The organism is Ewingella americana ATCC 33852, from assembly GCF_000735345.1.
GTDB lineage: Bacteria > Pseudomonadota > Gammaproteobacteria > Enterobacterales > Enterobacteriaceae > Ewingella > Ewingella americana.
Map to the genome: position 1 here is coordinate 20,428 of NZ_JMPJ01000065.1, position 17,668 is coordinate 38,095.

The 17,668-nt window shown below is 51.6% G+C and carries 15 protein-coding genes; 3 read left to right on the forward strand and 12 right to left on the reverse strand.

Going from position 1 to position 17,668, the window contains the following annotated elements; genetic code table 11:
- The 12 genes from fabZ to rpsB all read right to left on the reverse strand — a co-directional run bounded on the left by fabZ (position 1) and on the right by rpsB (position 12,763).
- Entirely contained in the window at positions 1–456 is a 456-nt protein-coding gene (gene fabZ / locus GEAM_RS14515) for a 3-hydroxyacyl-ACP dehydratase FabZ (protein ID WP_034792780.1), read from the reverse strand.
- A gap of 150 nt (positions 457–606) precedes the next feature.
- The gene (lpxD, locus tag GEAM_RS14520; RefSeq protein WP_034792781.1) at positions 607–1,629 is read right to left on the reverse strand and encodes a UDP-3-O-(3-hydroxymyristoyl)glucosamine N-acyltransferase; all 1,023 of its coding nucleotides are present in this window, start codon (positions 1,627–1,629) and stop codon (positions 607–609) included.
- Between the two features lie 2 nt (positions 1,630–1,631).
- Positions 1,632–2,129, reverse strand: coding sequence for a molecular chaperone Skp (gene skp / locus GEAM_RS14525; protein WP_034792784.1), 498 nt, complete (start codon positions 2,127–2,129; stop codon positions 1,632–1,634).
- A 150-nt stretch (positions 2,130–2,279) separates the two neighbouring features.
- Positions 2,280–4,706 (reverse strand): outer membrane protein assembly factor BamA, encoded by a 2,427-nt coding sequence (bamA, locus tag GEAM_RS14530; protein WP_034792786.1) that lies wholly within the window; start codon positions 4,704–4,706, stop codon positions 2,280–2,282.
- Positions 4,707–4,742: 36 nt separating this feature from the next.
- A complete protein-coding gene (rseP, locus tag GEAM_RS14535; protein WP_034792788.1) occupies positions 4,743–6,098 on the reverse strand; it encodes a sigma E protease regulator RseP in 1,356 nt (451 codons plus the stop codon).
- A 41-nt stretch (positions 6,099–6,139) separates the two neighbouring features.
- Positions 6,140–6,988 carry a phosphatidate cytidylyltransferase gene (gene cdsA / locus GEAM_RS14540; RefSeq protein ID WP_034792790.1) on the reverse strand — a complete coding sequence of 283 codons (849 nt, stop codon included), beginning with the start codon at positions 6,986–6,988 and terminating at the stop codon, positions 6,140–6,142.
- 9 nt (positions 6,989–6,997) lie between these two features.
- A complete protein-coding gene (gene ispU, locus GEAM_RS14545) occupies positions 6,998–7,756 on the reverse strand; it encodes a (2E,6E)-farnesyl-diphosphate-specific ditrans,polycis-undecaprenyl-diphosphate synthase (protein ID WP_034792792.1) in 759 nt (252 codons plus the stop codon).
- Between the two features lie 228 nt (positions 7,757–7,984).
- Positions 7,985–9,181: a 1-deoxy-D-xylulose-5-phosphate reductoisomerase gene (gene ispC, locus GEAM_RS14550; protein WP_034792794.1), complete on the reverse strand. Its 1,197-nt coding sequence runs from the start codon at positions 9,179–9,181 to the stop codon at positions 7,985–7,987.
- A 159-nt stretch (positions 9,182–9,340) separates the two neighbouring features.
- On the reverse strand, positions 9,341–9,898 hold the full coding sequence (gene frr / locus GEAM_RS14555; RefSeq protein ID WP_034792796.1) for a ribosome recycling factor: 558 nt from the start codon (positions 9,896–9,898) through the stop codon (positions 9,341–9,343).
- Positions 9,899–10,022: 124 nt separating this feature from the next.
- Positions 10,023–10,754 (reverse strand): UMP kinase, encoded by a 732-nt coding sequence (gene pyrH / locus GEAM_RS14560; protein ID WP_034792800.1) that lies wholly within the window; start codon positions 10,752–10,754, stop codon positions 10,023–10,025.
- Between the two features lie 157 nt (positions 10,755–10,911).
- Positions 10,912–11,763 carry a translation elongation factor Ts gene (gene tsf / locus GEAM_RS14565; RefSeq protein ID WP_034792803.1) on the reverse strand — a complete coding sequence of 284 codons (852 nt, stop codon included), beginning with the start codon at positions 11,761–11,763 and terminating at the stop codon, positions 10,912–10,914.
- A gap of 274 nt (positions 11,764–12,037) precedes the next feature.
- Positions 12,038–12,763, reverse strand: coding sequence for a 30S ribosomal protein S2 (gene rpsB, locus GEAM_RS14570; protein ID WP_013574193.1), 726 nt, complete (start codon positions 12,761–12,763; stop codon positions 12,038–12,040).
- A 371-nt stretch (positions 12,764–13,134) separates the two neighbouring features.
- Between rpsB and map the strand changes: the two genes are divergently transcribed.
- The 3 genes from map (at position 13,135) to dapD (ending at position 17,602) form a co-directional block, all read left to right on the forward strand.
- Positions 13,135–13,932 (forward strand): type I methionyl aminopeptidase, encoded by a 798-nt coding sequence (gene map, locus GEAM_RS14575; protein ID WP_034792806.1) that lies wholly within the window; start codon positions 13,135–13,137, stop codon positions 13,930–13,932.
- 91 nt (positions 13,933–14,023) lie between these two features.
- Positions 14,024–16,729, forward strand: a complete 2,706-nt coding sequence (gene glnD / locus GEAM_RS14580; protein ID WP_034792807.1) for a bifunctional uridylyltransferase/uridylyl-removing protein GlnD — start codon at positions 14,024–14,026, stop codon at positions 16,727–16,729.
- Between the two features lie 48 nt (positions 16,730–16,777).
- Entirely contained in the window at positions 16,778–17,602 is an 825-nt protein-coding gene (gene dapD / locus GEAM_RS14585; RefSeq protein ID WP_034792809.1) for a 2,3,4,5-tetrahydropyridine-2,6-dicarboxylate N-succinyltransferase, read from the forward strand.
- Positions 17,603–17,668 lie beyond the last annotated feature (66 nt).

Consider the following 17,668-nt stretch of genomic DNA (forward strand, 5'->3'; position numbering starts at 1 on the left):
TTAAGACTCCCGGCGACGGGCGCACATCATTGATGCCTCGCAAGCAATCTCGCCATCTACCTTTGCGACACCTTTAAAACGAGCAACGCCACGACGCTCTTTAATGAATTCAACTTCCAGAATCATCTGGTCGCCTGGCAACACTGGACGTTTGAAGCGTGCGTCATCAATAGCAGCAAAATAATACAGCTCGCCTGGCTCTAATTTACCTACGCTTTTGAAGGCAAGAATGCCGGTGGCCTGCGCCATCGCTTCAAGAATCAATACGCCAGGGAAGATAGGCTTACCCGGGAAATGGCCCTGGAAGAACGGTTCGTTGAAAGAAACGTTTTTCACTGCACGCAAAAACTTCCCTTTTTCAAAATCCAACACGCGGTCAACCAGCAAGAACGGATAACGGTGTGGCAGCAGATCCAATATCTCTTCAATACGCAGAGTATGAGTGTCAGTTGTCAAAATACTCTTCCTGTCTAAAAAAACTGATGGCATCAATAACACGGCCTGCTTGATCCCCAAAGAAGATCATTAGGCAGGCCGCAAATAGAAACGAGTGCCGCCGGAAGGTGGCATCCACTGCCAATTTCCAGCAACACAGTAGTCGGTAATTTAGTCTTCTTCGATTTTACGCTCGACAGCTTTTAAGCGCTTATTCATCTCATCGATATTCATTACCAACGCAGCGGTTTTACGCCACACTTTATTGGGCTGTAACGGAATACCGGAGGAGTATACCCCAGGTTCGGTGATTGGTCGCATCACCATTCCCATTCCAGTCACTACAGCCTTATCACAAATTTCCATATGGCCGTTGATAACACTGGCGCCGCCAATTTGGCAGTAACGGCCAATTTTCAGACTACCGGCCATAATGACTCCACCTGCAACAGCCGTATTGTCTCCAATCACGACGTTGTGCGCAATCTGACATTGGTTATCAATGATAACGCCGTTGCCAATGATGGTGTCATCCAGAGCGCCGCGGTCAATCGTGGTGCAAGCCCCGATCTCTACGCGATCGCCAATCAGCACGGTACCTAGCTGAGGGATTTTAACCCAGTTACCACGGTCATTAGCATAGCCGAAGCCGTCAGCACCAATCACGGTACCAGACTGAATCAAGCACGATTCGCCAATTTCGACACGATGGTAAATAGAGACGTTGGCCCAAATTTTGGTGCCAGCGCCTAATTTTGCATTCTTACCAATGAAACAGCCAGCCCCAATGACAACATTGTCACCAAGCACAACACCTGACTCGATAACCGCGTTAGCACCAATGGAGACGTTGGTGCCCAAGGTCGCGGTGTCGGAGATAACCGCGCTGGCGGCAATGTCCGAAGCTGGCGCTGGAGTGGTATCTAACAATTGCGCCATACGGGCATAAGTCAGGTATGGGTTTTTAACCACTAATGCCGCAGTGCGGCAAAACGGCAGATCCGCTTCCGTCAACACTACAGCCCCTGCGGCGCAGGTAGCTAACTGTTCACGGTAACGGCTGTTTGATAAAAACGTGATTTGCTCAGAGTGCGCGGAATGCATTGAAGCAATGCCGGTGATGACGAGATCGCCATCACCGTGCAATTGTGCATCCAACTGCTGTGCGAGATCAGCCAGTCGAATTGAAGACATGTTTATTTAACCTGTTTCAGCACATCAGCAGTAATGTCTTTTTCATTGCTTGCGTAAGCAACAGCGTTAGCATCAACAACGATGTCATAACCTTGTTTGCTAGCAACAGACTTCACTGCATCCTGGATACGGCTCAGGATCTTGTTACGTTCTTCAGCCTGACGGCGACGGTTATCTTGTTCAAAAGCCTGAGCTTTTGTAGAGAAATCTTCGCGCTGAGCCATTACGTCTTTCTCAAGCTTGCTGCGATCGCTGGCTTTCATGGTAGAGCCATCGCGCTGCAATTTCTGCATCTTAGTTTGCAGATCACGTTCTTGAGCTTGCAACTGAGTTGCACGGCCTTTGAACTCGTTTTCCAACTGTTTTGCTACAGCATCACGTGCTGGCATTTGTTGGAAGATGCTCTGGACGTTAACAACAGCAATTTTGTCAGCAGCTTGGACGCTTACTGAAGAAGCCATAACTAAACCGAGGCCGGCGGCATATAACCACTTTTTCACTATAAACTCCTTCCATCACCCGTTGTGCCATATGGCACGATAATTACACAATAAGAATGAGCTTATAAAACAACTTCACGGGCGATGTGCCCGTGAGCTGATAAAAACTCAAACATTGCAGCCCTCATAGCATTGAGAGCCGCGAATGTGTTACCACGTTTTACCGATGTTAAATTGGAACTGTTCCGCTTTATCACCATCGTAATCTTTAATCGGACGTGCGTACGAGAACACCAATGGCCCTAATGGAGACTGCCATTGCAACGCCAGACCGGAAGAAACACGGAAGTTGTTCGGATCACTGTAGTCAGGAACGCCTGCTGCTTCAGTTTGCGCAGTGTTCTTCCAGTTAGTATCCCAAACAGTACCACCATCAACAAACACAGAAGTACGTACTGAGTTTGAGTATTTCTCACTGATAAACGGCGTCGGTACTACCAACTCAGCACTCAACACGGCCATGGCGTTACCGCCGACTGCATCGTCAGAGTTGTTAACAGCGCAATTGCTGTACGAGGTAGTACCCGCAGCACAGTTATAGTATGCCGCTTTAGGACCGATGGTGTTCGAACGGAAACCACGAACGCTGCTTGAGCCACCCGCGTAGAAGTTGTCGTAGAACGGTACTTCTTTCCCGCCTAAGCCATCTGCATAACCCGCACGAGCACGACCCAGTAACACCCACTGACGGTCTTCACTCAGAGGGAAGTACGTCGTGGAGTCGAACGTAATTTTGTAGTACTCGTTGTCCGAACCTGGGACTGTCACTTTGCCGTTCAGGCTAGCTTTAGTACCAGAGGTCGGGAAGTAACCACGGTCAAGGTCGTTATAACCCCAACCCAGGTTCGCAAAGAAGTCGTTCGCGCTGAAGTCTGCATCAGACGTGGTATCAGTACCCACGGTGACTGGCGGGTTGATACCCACAGAGTTCAGGTAGCGGAACATACTTACCTGCGGTTCCATATTGGACAGGTCGTTATGGACGTAATCCAGGCCCAAGCGCAATGAGTTGTTTTCATTGATTGGGAAGCCGAGCGTACTGCCTACACCATAGCTCTTGTTGGTATAGTCAGACAGGTCTGCGTTATCAGCTTTAAAGTCGTTATAGAAGATACGACCGCCCAAGCTCACACCGTCGACGGTGAAGTAAGGGTCGGTAACCGTGAATTCTGTATACGTCTGATAATCGTTTTTAGTTCCGCTAATGCCTACGGAATAACCAGAACCTAACCAGTTATCTTGTTGGACACCAACCTGGAAGCTCACGCCACTCTCGGTGCCGTAACCTACGCCAAAGTTAAAGGTACCGGTGTTACGCTCTTTAACTTTATAGACCACGTCGACCTGATCTGGGGTACCCGGTACGCGTTGAGTATCAACATCAACGGTATCGAAATAGCCTAGACGGTTAAGACGCTCTTTGCCTTTATCAACCAGATCATTACCCAGCCACGCACCTTCCATCTGACGCATTTCACGGCGCAAGACGCTGTCTTTACTGGTGTCGTTACCTTCGAAGCGAATGTGACGCACATAGAAACGGTTACCCGCATCTACGCTGACGTGCAGCTTAACGGTTTTATCCGCGTCATTGATTTCAGGCTGAGTTTGAACGCGCGGGTAAGCGTAACCATAACGGCCCAACATCTGTTTGATGTCGTTTTCCATTTTGGTGACTTTAGCGCCGTTATACAGCTCGCCTTTGTCGATCTTAGTCAGGCTTTCAACTTCGGCAGAGTGACCGGCCATATTGCCGTTAACTTCAACGCCTGAAAGCTTGTACTGATCGCCTTCAGTGATGTTAAGGGTAATATAAATGCCTTTCTTATCTGGCGTCAGGCTGACCTGAGTCGAATCGATGTTGAAACGGGCGTAACCGCGATCCAGATAGAAGCTGCGCAGGGTTTCAAGGTCACCCGCCAGTTTTTGCTTCTGGTATTTGCGATCGCCGACCACGTTCCACCATGGCACTTCGTCACGCAGCTGGAATCGAGCAATCAGCTCATCCGTGCTGAACGCGTGGTTACCGACGATGTTGATCTGCTGAATTTTTGCAGACACACCTTCGGTGAAGACCAATTTCAAATCGACGCGGTTACGCGGCAAAGGCGTAACAACGGCCTTCACTGACGCGCTGTATTTACCGACGCTGTAGTAGAAATCTTCGAGACCTTTCTCGATGCTGGTAAGAGTTGTTCGATCAAGCGCTTCGCCAACCCGGACGCCAGAAGCCTCCAGGTTCTCTTTCAGCATGTCATCTTTCACAGACTTGTTGCCTGAGAAAGTGATGCTGGCGATTGTAGGACGCTCTTTGACCTGAACAATCAAGGTGTCACCATCACGCAGAACGCGAACGTCCTCAAAGTTGCCAGTGGCAAACAATGCGCGAATAGTATTACTGATGTCGTCGTCAGTGATGGTATCACCAACGCGAACCGGCATATTGAGTAACGCCGCACCGACGGCAACTCGCTGCAGGCCTTCGAAATGAATGTCCTTCACCACGAAACCATCTGCACCGTATACGGTGGCGCTGCCAAACAGCAGCGACGCTATGAGCAACTTTTTGATCGCCATCGTTGTTATGCGTTCTTCCTAACCTAATCCCCAGCCTTAAAGACGGGAGAAATCATTGAAAAGTGCAAGCCCCATTACCATCACCAGCACTATCGCGCCGATACGGTAACTGAAGTTTTGAACTCGCTCGGAAACTGGCCCACCCTTTAGCTTCTCGATAGCCAAGAACACCAGGTGTCCACCATCTAACACTGGCAACGGAAAAAGGTTCACGATACCGAGATTGACACTGATAAGTGCCAAAAACATCAGGTAGTACACTAAACCATATTCCGCCGACATTCCTGCTCCCTGTGCGATTGAAATTGGACCACTCAGGTTATTCAGCTTAACGTCGCCAGTTATTAACTTACCCAGCATGTTTACCGTGAGCTTCATCAGCTGCCAGGTTTTATCCCCGGCCTCATAGAATGCAACAAACGGCCCATACTGACGGATAGTCTTGTACTCATCAGGCAGTGGTATAACTTTGGGCACCACTCCGGCAAATCCTTGTTCCTTACCCTTGCCCACCGACTTAGTGTCCGGAGTCAGTGTGATATCAACCGATGAACCTGCGCGCTCGACTTCTAACGCGATAGGCTTGCCCGGGTTATCACGAACCTGCATGGCAAAAGTACGCCAATTCGCCAAAACTTGACCATCGACTTTAACGATCCTGTCACCAGCTTGCAAACCGGCTTTCTGAGCTGCCGAATCGGTTTGCACTTCTGCGAGCACAGATTCTATCTGTGGGCCGCGAGGAATAATACCCAGCGCGACAACGGGATCTTGCTTTTCGGGGTCAAACCGCCATTGTGTTAAATCTAACTTTTTCTCAACGACTTCAGATGCACCGAATTGTGAGACACCTAAAGTTGTCTGATTGTTTCCGATTTCACCAATTAAAGACAAACGAACTGAATCCCAATCAGGCGTTTCGATGCCATCGATTGACTTAAGTTCCATGCCAGGAGAAATATTCGATTGTGCCGCAATCGATTGTGGGGTGACTTCACCCACCACCGGACGCACGGCTGGGACGCCGATAATAAACACCAGCCAGTAGGCGAATACGGCGAAAATGAAGTTAGCAATCGGCCCTGCGCTGATGATGGCGGCGCGCTGCCAAACGGTTTTGCTATTGAATGACTGATGACGCAGTTCGTCAGGAACGGTTTCGTTACGCTCATCGAGCATTTTAACGTAACCGCCAAGGGGAATGACGGCGAGAACGTACTCGGTCCCGTGTTTATCGGTGCGGCGCCATAACGTGCGGCCAAAACCCACGGAGAAACGCTGAACGTAAACGCCACAACGACGAGCAACCCAGAAATGGCCAAATTCGTGCACGGTGATTAGCACCCCCAGTGCAACGATAAAGGCGGCCAAACTCCAGAGTATGTTCATCATATTCCTAACGATCCCTTAGAAGACATCCCGTCTCGGACGGATTAATAAACCAGCAGCATTAAGCATGCAAACACTGGCACTGCCGCAGTCAGGCTGTCGATACGATCCAGTATCCCACCATGACCCGGTATCAAGTTGCCACTGTCTTTAATCCCCGCCTCGCGCTTGAACATGCTTTCAGTTAGGTCGCCCAGCACCGAAGCCAGAGCAGCAATCACCGAACACACCAACAGCGTGACAGGAACAACATTTAACGGCGCATAACGCCCGAACAACCAAGAAATCAGGGCCGAAGTGACCAGACCGCCGATAACGCCTTCCCATGTTTTACCAGGGGAAACTTTAGGAGCCAGCTTGTGCTTGCCGAACAACTTGCCGAACAGGTAAGCGCCGGAGTCGGCTCCCCAGACCAGCAGCATGACATACAGTAGCCACCATGCTCCAGTGTGATGATTTTCCGCGTAGCCGTACTGGCGCAGCGCCACCATACCCCAAAAGAAAGGAACAATGGTCAATAAACCGAAGGCCAAGCGCAATATGCGCGATCCGCGCCAAAATGAGGCAGATTTAGGGTAGAAAATAACCAGAACAAAGGCCGCAATCCACCATATCAGCGAAGCCCACAAGGAGCCGCTCACTTGAGGAAGGTAAATTGGCTGACGATAAGCTGGCATGCTTAGCATCATAGCAATAAGGACAAAGCCACAGAGCACAGCTAGCCAGATACGCTGACTGCGCGTCTTAAAGCCTGAAAGTTGCCCCCACTCCCACGCGGCCAACATACAGATGACTAACGCCACAATGGCAAAACCAAGAGGCGGCAGCATAAACAGTGCAGCGATAACAATGGGGATCAAAATCAACGCCGTGGCGATGCGATACTTCAGCAAAAGTTCTCCCTAGGACGCATTGGCGCCAATAGGTGTAGTGCCCCCGAAGCGACGCTCGCGTTGTGCAAAAGCATTCAGCGCGCCTTCAAAGGTGTTTTCATCAAAATCAGGCCAGAGGACATCGGTAAAATAAAGTTCTGCATAGGCGATTTGCCACAGCAAAAAGTTACTAATACGGTGTTCCCCACCGGTTCTGATCACCAAATCGACGGGTGCCAACTCGCTCATACAGATAGTGCTGTTTAAGGCTTCTTCTGTGATCTGCTCTACCTGCAAAGAACCAGCTTCAACCTGACTCGCCAGTTTTTTCACGCCCTGGATAATATCCCATCGACCGCCGTAATTAGCAGCGATGTTAAGCGTAAGGCCGTCGTTATTTTCTGTAAGTGTTTCTGAACGACGGATCCTTTCTTGCAGACGCGCACTAAAGCGGCTGACATCACCTATGATTTTTAGCCTGACGTTATGCTTGTGCAGGCTTTTAACTTCACTGTCCAGTGCACGTACGAACAGCTCCATCAAGGCTGAAACTTCCTGAGCAGGTCGGTTCCAGTTCTCACTACTAAAGGCATAAAGCGTCAGCGCGTTAAGCTGGTGATTAGCCGCAAAGCTTACTGCTTTACGGACAGATTTCACCCCAGCTTTATGGCCGAAAACGCGCATTTTCCCCTGAAGTTTCGCCCAGCGACCATTGCCATCCATAATAATGGCAACATGGCGTGGCATTGCGCAAGGCGCGTCAGATATCTGTTGCTTTTCGAGGGACATAACGCGTACTCATTTCCTTATTAGGACAGAACTATGTTAACTGACCGCCAGCGTATTTCTATGCGCAAAAAAGCCGTGTTCCTGTTCAGGCACGGCTTGCCCTGACTGTTTACCGTTTTTATCGAGTAAGCGGATTCAGGTATCAGCACTGAAGGCGCAGTCAGGTGGCGCAGACTATATCATTTCAATGTGATGCGAACAAATTACCGCACGGCCCTACTGGCAACATCATAACGCAAAAGTTTGCAATTTCTGGTGAGCTGACGCACGCGCCGCGCGGTCAATTTCTAATACTTCTTCAACAGATTGCGGTTCGTTCGCCACCGATTGCTGCATAACTTCGCGATTTATGTTGGCAATGTCGGTAAAGCGGATGTGCCCGGCGAGGAATGCGGCGACCGAAACTTCATTGGCCGCGTTCAATGCCGTGGTGGCAGCCTGCCCCGTCCGGCTGGCTTCAATCGCCAGTTGCAGACACGGATAGCGGGTAAAATCAGGCTCGCAGAAGGTCAAGGCACCGATTCGGCAGAAATCTAAGGCTTCTACGCCGGAATCGACACGATTTGGATAAGCCATGGCGTGGGAGATTGGCGTGCGCATGTCCGGCGAGCCGAGCTGCGCCAGAACGCTGCCATCGTGGTAGCGGACCATCGAGTGGATCACCGATTGCGGATGGATAATCACTTCCATCTGCTCGGCAGAGGCGTTAAACAGCCAGCGGGCTTCGATGTACTCAAGACCCTTGTTCATCATGGTGGCGGAATCGACAGAAATCTTACGCCCCATCGACCAGTTCGGGTGCGCACAGGCTTGGTCTGGCGTGACCTGAGCAAAATCCGCTAACGGCAATTCGCGGAACGGGCCACCGGAGCCGGTGAGGATAATGCGCGATACGCCATTCTCTTCCAACGAGGCGTAGCCAAGCTGCTGCTGAACACGCTCTGGCAGGCTCTGGAAAATCGCATTGTGCTCGCTATCAATTGGCAGAAGCTGAGTACGGCTTTGACGCACGGCATCCATGAAGATGCGCCCGCAGGTGATCAGCGACTCTTTATTGGCCAGCAAAACCTGTTTGCGCGCTTTGACCGCGGCAAGAGTAGGCAACAGACCGGCTGCGCCAACAATGGCGGACATGACCTGATCAACTTCATCCAGAGCAGAAAGCTCACAAGACGCTTTCTCGCCAGACAGCACCTCGGTTTTGATTCCTTGCTCGGCAAGTAGGATCCGCAATGCTTTGGCAGAAGTTTCATCAGCCATTGAGGCAAAACGAGGTTGGAATTCAATACATTGCTGCGCCATGACTTCCACGTTTTTACCGGCAACCAGTGCAGTTACCTTGAAATCTTGTGGGTTAGCGCGAACGACCGCGAGGGTACTGCTGCCGACAGAGCCTGTCGAACCAAGGATGGTAAGTTGTTTCATGAAAATACCCGGAAGAACCAGTGCATGATCGCAATGCGCATTAGTCTGAAACCTCTTTAACGGCTTGTCTATGAGATTTAAACGGCAGGTGAAAAAAGAGAGCGACCACAAAAAATAAAGCGCCGCAAAGGCGGCGCTTGGAGGAAAACAAATTGCGGATTAGAAATCCATCAACTCGGTTTCTTTCTCGGCTAATGCTGCATCAACTTTCTTGATGAACATGTCAGTCATTTTCTGAATTTCGTCTTGAGAACGACGATCTTCGTCTTCGCTGATCTCTTTATCTTTCAGCAAAGCTTTGGTTTTGTCGTTAGCATCACGGCGCACGTTTCGCACGGAAACGCGGCCTTGCTCAGCTTCTGAACGCACAACTTTGATCAAGTCTTTACGACGTTCTTCAGTCAGCGCTGGCAGTGGAACGCGGATAGTTGCGCCAGCAGAAGATGGGTTAAGACCCAAATCAGAGGTCATGATGGCTTTTTCAACAGCAGCGCTCACGGTGCGGTCAAACACGGAGATAGCCAGAGTACGGGAATCTTCAACCGTTACCTGAGCTAACTGACGCAGTGGCGTAGAAGAGCCGTAGTAGTCGACCATGATGCCATCGAGGATACCCGGTGAAGCACGGCCAGTACGGATTTTGCTGATATGGTTTTTGAATGCTTCAACGCATTTTTCCATGCGGATTTCAGCATCTTTTTTAATGTCGTTAATCACGTTGCGAACCCTTAAGAACTGGTTACTTGGCAGACCATAGCATTAGTATAGTCCGTGAATACTCATGCCAGCCAAGGCTGGCAAACTTGCTTATGAATCTCTTGCCAGCAGTGGCAGGGGAAGATTATTCGCCGCGAGAAATCAGCGTACCTTCGTTTTCACCCATCACTACGCGGCGCAGTGCGCCCGGCTTATTCATATTGAAGACGCGAATTGGCAAGTTGTGATCGCGAGCCAGCGTAAAGGCTGCCAGGTCCATCACTTTCAATTCTTGCTCAAGCACTTCTTGGTAAGTCAGTTGTTCGTACAGCGTGGCGTCTGGGTTTTTCACTGGATCAGCAGAGTAAACGCCATCAACTTTGGTCGCTTTCAACACGACGTCGGCTTCGATTTCGATACCGCGCAGGCAGGCTGCTGAGTCAGTAGTGAAGAAAGGATTGCCGGTACCCGCAGAGAAAATCACCACGCGGTTGTGACGCAGCAGGCTGATAGCCTCGGCCCAGCTGTAGTTGTCACACACGCCGTTCAGCGGAATAGCGGACATCAGGCGAGCGTTCACATAGGCACGGTGTAATGCATCCCGCATTGCCAGACCATTCATAACCGTAGCCAGCATACCCATGTGGTCGCCCACAACGCGGTTCATACCGGCTTGTGCCAGACCTGCACCACGGAACAGGTTCCCACCGCCAATTACCACACCGACCTGAATGCCGAGCTCAACCAGCTCTTTGACTTCCTGAGCCATGCGATCCAAAACGCTTGCATCGATACCAAATCCTTCGCTGCCTTGCAGGGCTTCGCCACTGAGTTTTAGCAGGATACGCTGATAAACGGGTTTCGCATTGGTAGCCATGGTGTCTGTCCTAAGAAGCAATAAGTCGTAATGGGAATCAATCTATACATCATAGCGTTGTTATAAAGAGACAGCGCACAATGTTATTGGAATTTGGGGCTGGATAAAACGGAACCGCCAGTGTTCAGCGGTTCCATTTCAGAGCATCAACTACGAATTAAGACTGTTTAGTCATTGCTGCAACTTCAGCAGCAAAGTCAGTCTCAACTTTAGCGATACCTTCACCAACTTCGAAACGGATGAAGTTGATAACGTCAGCTTTGTGCTCTTTCAGCACTTCGCCAACAGATTTGCTTGGGTCGATAACGAAAGGCTGACCAGTCAGAGAAACTTCGCCGGTGAATTTCTTCATGCGGCCTTCAACCATTTTCTCTGCGATTTCTTTCGGCTTGCCAGACTGCATCGCGATGTCGAGCTGAACTTGGTACTCTTTCTCTACCACTTCAGCAGACACGTCTTCTGGTTTAACGAATTCTGGCTTGCTTGCAGCGATGTGCATAGCAACTTGCTTAACCAGCTCGTCGTCAGCGCCTTTAGCAGCAACCAGAACGCCGATGCGAGCACCGTGCAGGTAGCTACCCAGAACTTCGCCTTCCAGAGAAGCAACGCGGCGAATATTGATGTTTTCACCGATTTTAGCAACCAGAGCGATACGCTCTTCTTCGAACTGAGCTTTCAGAACGTCAACGTCAGTGATTTTGCCAGCAACAGCGGCGTCCAACACTTTGTCAGCAAACGCTTGGAAACCAGCATCTTTAGCAACGAAGTCAGTCTGGCAGTTAACTTCCAGAATCACACCGTAGTTGCCTTCGATCTTAGTTTTGATCACGCCGTCAGCAGCAACGTTGCCTGCTTTCTTAGCAGCTTTGATCGCGCCAGATTTACGCATGTTTTCGATTGCCAGCTCGATGTCGCCTTCAGCTTCAACCAGAGCTTTCTTACAATCCATCATGCCAGCGCCCGTACGTTCGCGCAGTTCTTTTACCAGGGCAGCGGTAATATCAGCCATTGTATTTTCCTCGGTTATCTCGCTGCAAAAGAGACTTTTGCGGTGAGATATTTCTCGCATTTAAGATAAGCAAAGGGGGCCAATAAAGGCCCCCTAACCAACATATTCAATACCTGGTTAATAAGGGCTCTATACCCATCATAGTTCGAATTGTTTGTGCGTTGGCTACGTTCGTTCACCCTAGTCACATAGTTATCTATGTTCCCAAGGATTCTCTCTCTTGCCGCCTTCCTACAACTCGAACTCTTTAGGGTATATATGGGAGCCTGTCTTATTATTCAGCTTCTACGAAGCTTTCTTCTGCCTGAACAGCCAGATCTTGCGAACGGCCTTCACGGACAGTGGCAGCAACAGCGCTCAGGTACAGATTAACTGCACGGATTGCGTCATCGTTACCTGGGATAACAAAGTCAACGCCATCCGGATCGGAGTTGGTATCAACAATGGAGAATACCGGGATACCCAGGTTGTTAGCTTCTTTGATTGCGATGTGTTCGTGATCGGCGTCGATGACGAACAGAGCATCAGGAAGACCACCCATATCCTTGATACCACCCAGGCTATTTTCCAGCTTCGCAAGCTCACGAGTGCGCATCAGCGCTTCTTTCTTGGTCAGCTTTTCGAAAGTGCCGTCTTGAGACTGAATTTCCAGGTCTTTCAAACGTTTGATTGACTGACGAACTGTTTTCCAGTTGGTCAGCATGCCGCCCAACCAGCGATGGTTCACGAAGAACTGGTCGCAGTTGTGTGCAGCTTCTTTTACCGCTTCGCTTGCAGCGCGTTTAGTACCAACGAACAGGATCTTTCCTTTACGGGAGGAGATCTTCTGCAACTCAGCCAGAGCTTCGTTGAACATTGGAACAGTTTTCTCAAGGTTGATGATGTGAACCTTGTTACGAGCGCCGAAGATGAATGGCTTCATTTTCGGGTTCCAGTAACGGGTCTGGTGACCGAAGTGTACACCGGCCTTGAGCATGTCGCGCATGGAAACAGTTGCCATGATAAAACCTCTATAAGTAGATGCTGGGGTTATGCCTCCACGTATCCCATAACGCCGACCCTGTAGAACGAATTCCCAGAGCACCCCGGCGAATGTGTCGATACGTGTGTGTTATTACTTACGTTAATAAGTACACATATGAGTGAGTGTTCGGCTTTAATCTCGCTCAGTTCCGAAGAGCTGTAGCGGATTGCCGGCGCGCTTTATACCATAATTCACGACCTGACGGCAACTTTTGTTGGGAACTTTAGTTCGCGGAAAATGATAGTTTGGCAGGCAATATCAGGGCTGATACCATAAGTCTAAGCTAATTATTGACGACGTTTTAGCAGAATGAAAGGCGTCAACACAGGATACCCGCAGGATCACCCATGGCAATTTCAATCAAAACCCCTCAAGACATCGAAAAAATGCGCGTTGCTGGCCGTCTGGCTGCTGAAGTGCTGGAAATGATCGAACCTTACGTTAAGCCCGGCGTGAGCACTGGCGAATTAGACCGCATCTGTGCTGATCACATTAATAATAAGCAGCAGGCCGTTTCCGCCTGTCTGAATTATCATGGCTTCCCGAAATCAGTCTGCATCTCGATTAACGAAGTGGTTTGCCACGGGATCCCAAGCGAAGACAAGATTCTGAAAGACGGCGATATCGTGAACATCGACGTGACCGTGATTAAAGACGGTTTCCACGGCGACACTTCCAAGATGTTCATCGCCGGTAAACCGACCATTCTGGGCGAGCGCCTGTGCCGCATCACCCAAGAAAGCCTTTATTTGGCGCTGAAAATGGTTAAGCCGGGCATTCGCCTGCGCACGCTGGGTAAAGAGATCCAGAAATTCGTCGAAGCGGAAAACTTCTCCGTCGTTCGCGAGTACTGCGGCCACGGCATTGGCGAAGTGTTCCACGAAGAGCCACAGGTGTTGCACTATGATGCCGATGACGGCGGCGTGGTGCTGCAAGCTGGCATGGCATTCACCATCGAGCCTATGGTTAACGCCGGTGATTACCGCATTCGCACCATGAAAGATGGCTGGACAGTAAAAACTAAAGATCGCAGCTTGTCGGCGCAATACGAGCATACTATTGTGGTCACCGAGAACGGTTGTGAAATTATGACGCTGCGTAAAGATGACACCATCCCCAATATCATTACGCACGACCAGCAGTGATCCCCTTCTGAAGAAGGCGGTTTAAATCTGGTGATCAAGCCGACGCAAGTCGGCTTTTTTGTCTCTTACTGTAAGAATGGGCTGCGCACATATGATTGAACATTCACCTGCTGGACAACGACCAGCTGAACAAGGTCTTACAACTCCGCCATCTTCGGAAGCTCTTCGCGCTATTCCCCCGCAGCCCGCCTCCCCTATCACCTATCCTGACGACGACTTAACTCGCCAGAGCTTGAAACAGCACATGGAGCAGTTCCAGCTGTGGCTGGCCGATGCTTTTAATGCCGGGCAGCGCGCGGAAGAGCTGGTCGACGCGCGATCCCTGTTCATTGACCATCTGCTACAGCGCCTGTGGACCTTTTACGGCTTCGACGATGTGCCGGAAACCGCGATGGTGGCGGTCGGTGGCTACGGGCGCGGCGAGCTGCACCCACTTTCCGACATTGACGTTTTAGTCCTCAGCCAGCGCCGCCTCAACGACGAGCAGGCGCAGCGCATTGGTGAACTCATCACCCTACTGTGGGACTTAAAGCTGGAAGTTGGCCACAGCGTGCGCACCCTCGAAGAGTGCCTGCTGGAAGGCTTGGCTGACCTCACCGTCGCCACCAACATGATTGAATCTCGGCTGATTTGCGGCGACGTGGCGCTGTTCCTCAGCATGCAAAAACACGTCTTTAGCGACGGCTTCTGGCCTTCGCCAACCTTCTTCCGCGCCAAGATTGACGAGCAGAATGAGCGCCACCAGCGCTACCACGGCACCAGCTACAACCTCGAGCCTGACATCAAAAGCAGCCCCGGCGGCCTGCGTGATATCCACACCATTTTATGGGTAGCTCGCCGCCACTTTGGCGCGACTTCACTCGACGAGATGGTGGCCTTCGGCTTCCTGACCAAGGCCGAGCGCAACGAGCTTATTGAATGCCAGAGCTTCCTGTGGCGCATTCGCTTTGCGCTGCATCTGGTGCTGCCGCGCTATGACAACCGTCTGCTGTTCGACCGCCAGCTGAATGTTGCCCAACTGCTGCAATATCAGGGGGAAGGCAACGAGCCGGTCGAGCGGATGATGAAGGATTTCTATCGCATGACCCGCCGGGTCGGCGAGCTTAACCAGATGCTGCTTCAGCTGTTTGACGAAGCTATTTTGGCTATCGGGCCGAATGAAAAACCGCGCCCGCTCGATGAGCATTTCCAACTGCGCGGCGACCTGATCGACCTGCGCGACGAGTCGCTGTTTACCCAACGCCCGGAAACCATCATCAGCATGTTCTACCTGATGGTGCGCCACCGCGAAATCAAGGGGATTTACTCCACCACCGTTCGCCTGCTGCGCCACGCGCGTCGCCATCTGAAAACGCCGCTGTGCATGATCCCCGAAGCGCGCAGCCTGTTTATGTCGATTCTGCGCCATCCGGGTGCCGTCTCCCGCGCGCTGGTGCCAATGCACCGCCACAGCGTGCTGTGGGCCTATATGCCACAGTGGGGGCTGATTGTCGGCCAGATGCAGTTTGACCTGTTCCACGCCTACACCGTGGATGAACACACCATTCGCGTGCTGCAAAAGCTGGAAAGCTTCGCCGACGAGGCCACTCGCCCGCGCCATCCGCTGTGCGTCGAGCTTTACCCACGCCTTCCACAGCCTGAATTACTGCTGATGGCAGCGCTGTTCCATGACATCGCCAAGGGCCGTGGCGGCGACCACTCCATTCTTGGCGCGCAAGATGTCTTGGAGTTCGCCGAGCTGCACGGGCTGAATTCACGCGAAACCCAGCTGGTCGCTTGGCTGGTGCGTTGTCACCTATTAATGTCAGTCACCGCGCAGCGCCGTGATATTCAAGATCCGGCCGAAATTCAGCAGTTTGCCGCCGAAGTGCAGAGCGAAAACCGCCTGCGCTATCTGGTAAACCTGACGGTGGCGGATATTTGTGCCACCAACGAAACCCTGTGGAACAGCTGGAAGCAGAGCCTGATACGCGAGCTCTATTTTGCTACCGAGAAGCAGCTGCGCCGTGGCATGCAGAACACGCCGGACCTGCGCGAACGCGTGCGTCATCACCGCCTTCAGGCTCTGGCCCTGCTGCGCATGGACAATATCGACGAAGAGGCGCTGCACCGCATCTGGAGCCGCTGCCGTGCCGACTACTTCCTGCGCCACTCGCCGAACCAGCTAGCGTGGCACGCCCGTCACCTGCTGGAGCACGACTCCACCAAGCCACTGGTGCTGGTCAGCCGACAGGCGACGCGCGGCGGCACGGAGATTTTCATCTGGAGCCCAGACCGTCCTTACCTGTTTGCCACCGTGGCCGGGGAGCTGGATCGCCGCAACCTGAGCATTCACGACGCGCAGATTTTCACTAACCGCGACGGCATGGCGATGGACACCTTTATCGTGCTTGAGCCGGACGGCAGCCCGCTGGCGCTGGATCGCCACGAAGTGATTCGCCACGCCTTGGAGCAGTCCATGACGCAGGCTTATCAGCCGCCGCGTGCGCGCCGCCCTTCGCCAAAACTGCGCCACTTCAGCGTGCCGACCGAGGTCAGCTTCCTGCCGACCCATACCGACAGACGCAGCTATATGGAGCTGGTCGCGCTCGATCAGCCCGGCCTGTTGGCTCGCGTGGGGGAAGTGTTCTCAGATTTGGGGCTGTCGCTGCACGGCGCGCGCATCTCCACCATCGGCGAGCGCGTTGAGGACTTATTCATTCTGGCAAATGGCGAACGCCGCGCGCTGGACAAAAAAACCCGTCAGGAAATTCAGCGTCGTCTCACCGAGGCGCTCAACCCTAACGATAAAATGTGATACAAAGAATATTAACTTTTTAACACCACTATCAGGAAAGAGAACAGGATGCAGCAACTACAAACCCTAATTGAAGAAGCCTTCGAACGTCGCGCCGACATTACGCCGACAAACGTAGACAGCGTAACCCGCGATGCCGTGACTCAAGTGATCAATAAGATCGACAGCGGCGAACTGCGCGTTGCAGAAAAAATTGATGGTCAGTGGGTAACGCATCAGTGGCTAAAGAAGGCAGTGCTGCTCTCTTTCAGAATCAATGATAACGAAGTGATGGAAGGCGCAGAAAACCGCTTCTATGACAAAGTCCCAATGAAATTCGCTGAATACGACGAAGCTCGCTTCAAACGCGAAGGCTTCCGCGTCGTGCCACCAGCGGCAGTGCGTAAAGGTGCGTTTATCGCCCGTAACGTGGTGCTAATGCCTTCTTACGTCAACATCGGCGCTTTCGTTGATGAAGGCACCATGGTTGATACTTGGGCGACCGTAGGTTCATGTGCGCAGATCGGTAAAAACGTTCACCTGTCCGGCGGCGTGGGCATCGGCGGCGTTCTCGAGCCACTGCAAGCTAACCCAACGATCATCGAAGACAACTGCTTCATCGGCGCGCGCTCTGAAATCGTGGAAGGCGTGATCGTTGAAGAAGGCTCAGTGATCTCCATGGGCGTTTACATCGGTCAAAGCACCAAGATTTATGACCGCGAAACTGGCGAAGTGCATTATGGCCGCGTGCCAGCAGGCTCGGTCGTGGTTTCTGGCAACCTGCCTTCTAAAGATGGCAAATACAGCCTGTACTGCGCGGTGATTGTTAAGAAAGTGGATGCCAAAACCTTGGGCAAAACCGGTCTTAATGAGTTATTGCGTTCCATCGACTAAACTCAATTTGGCGGGTTAATTTACCCGCTATTTTATTGATGTGATTCCCTTTTATGACGGCCCTTT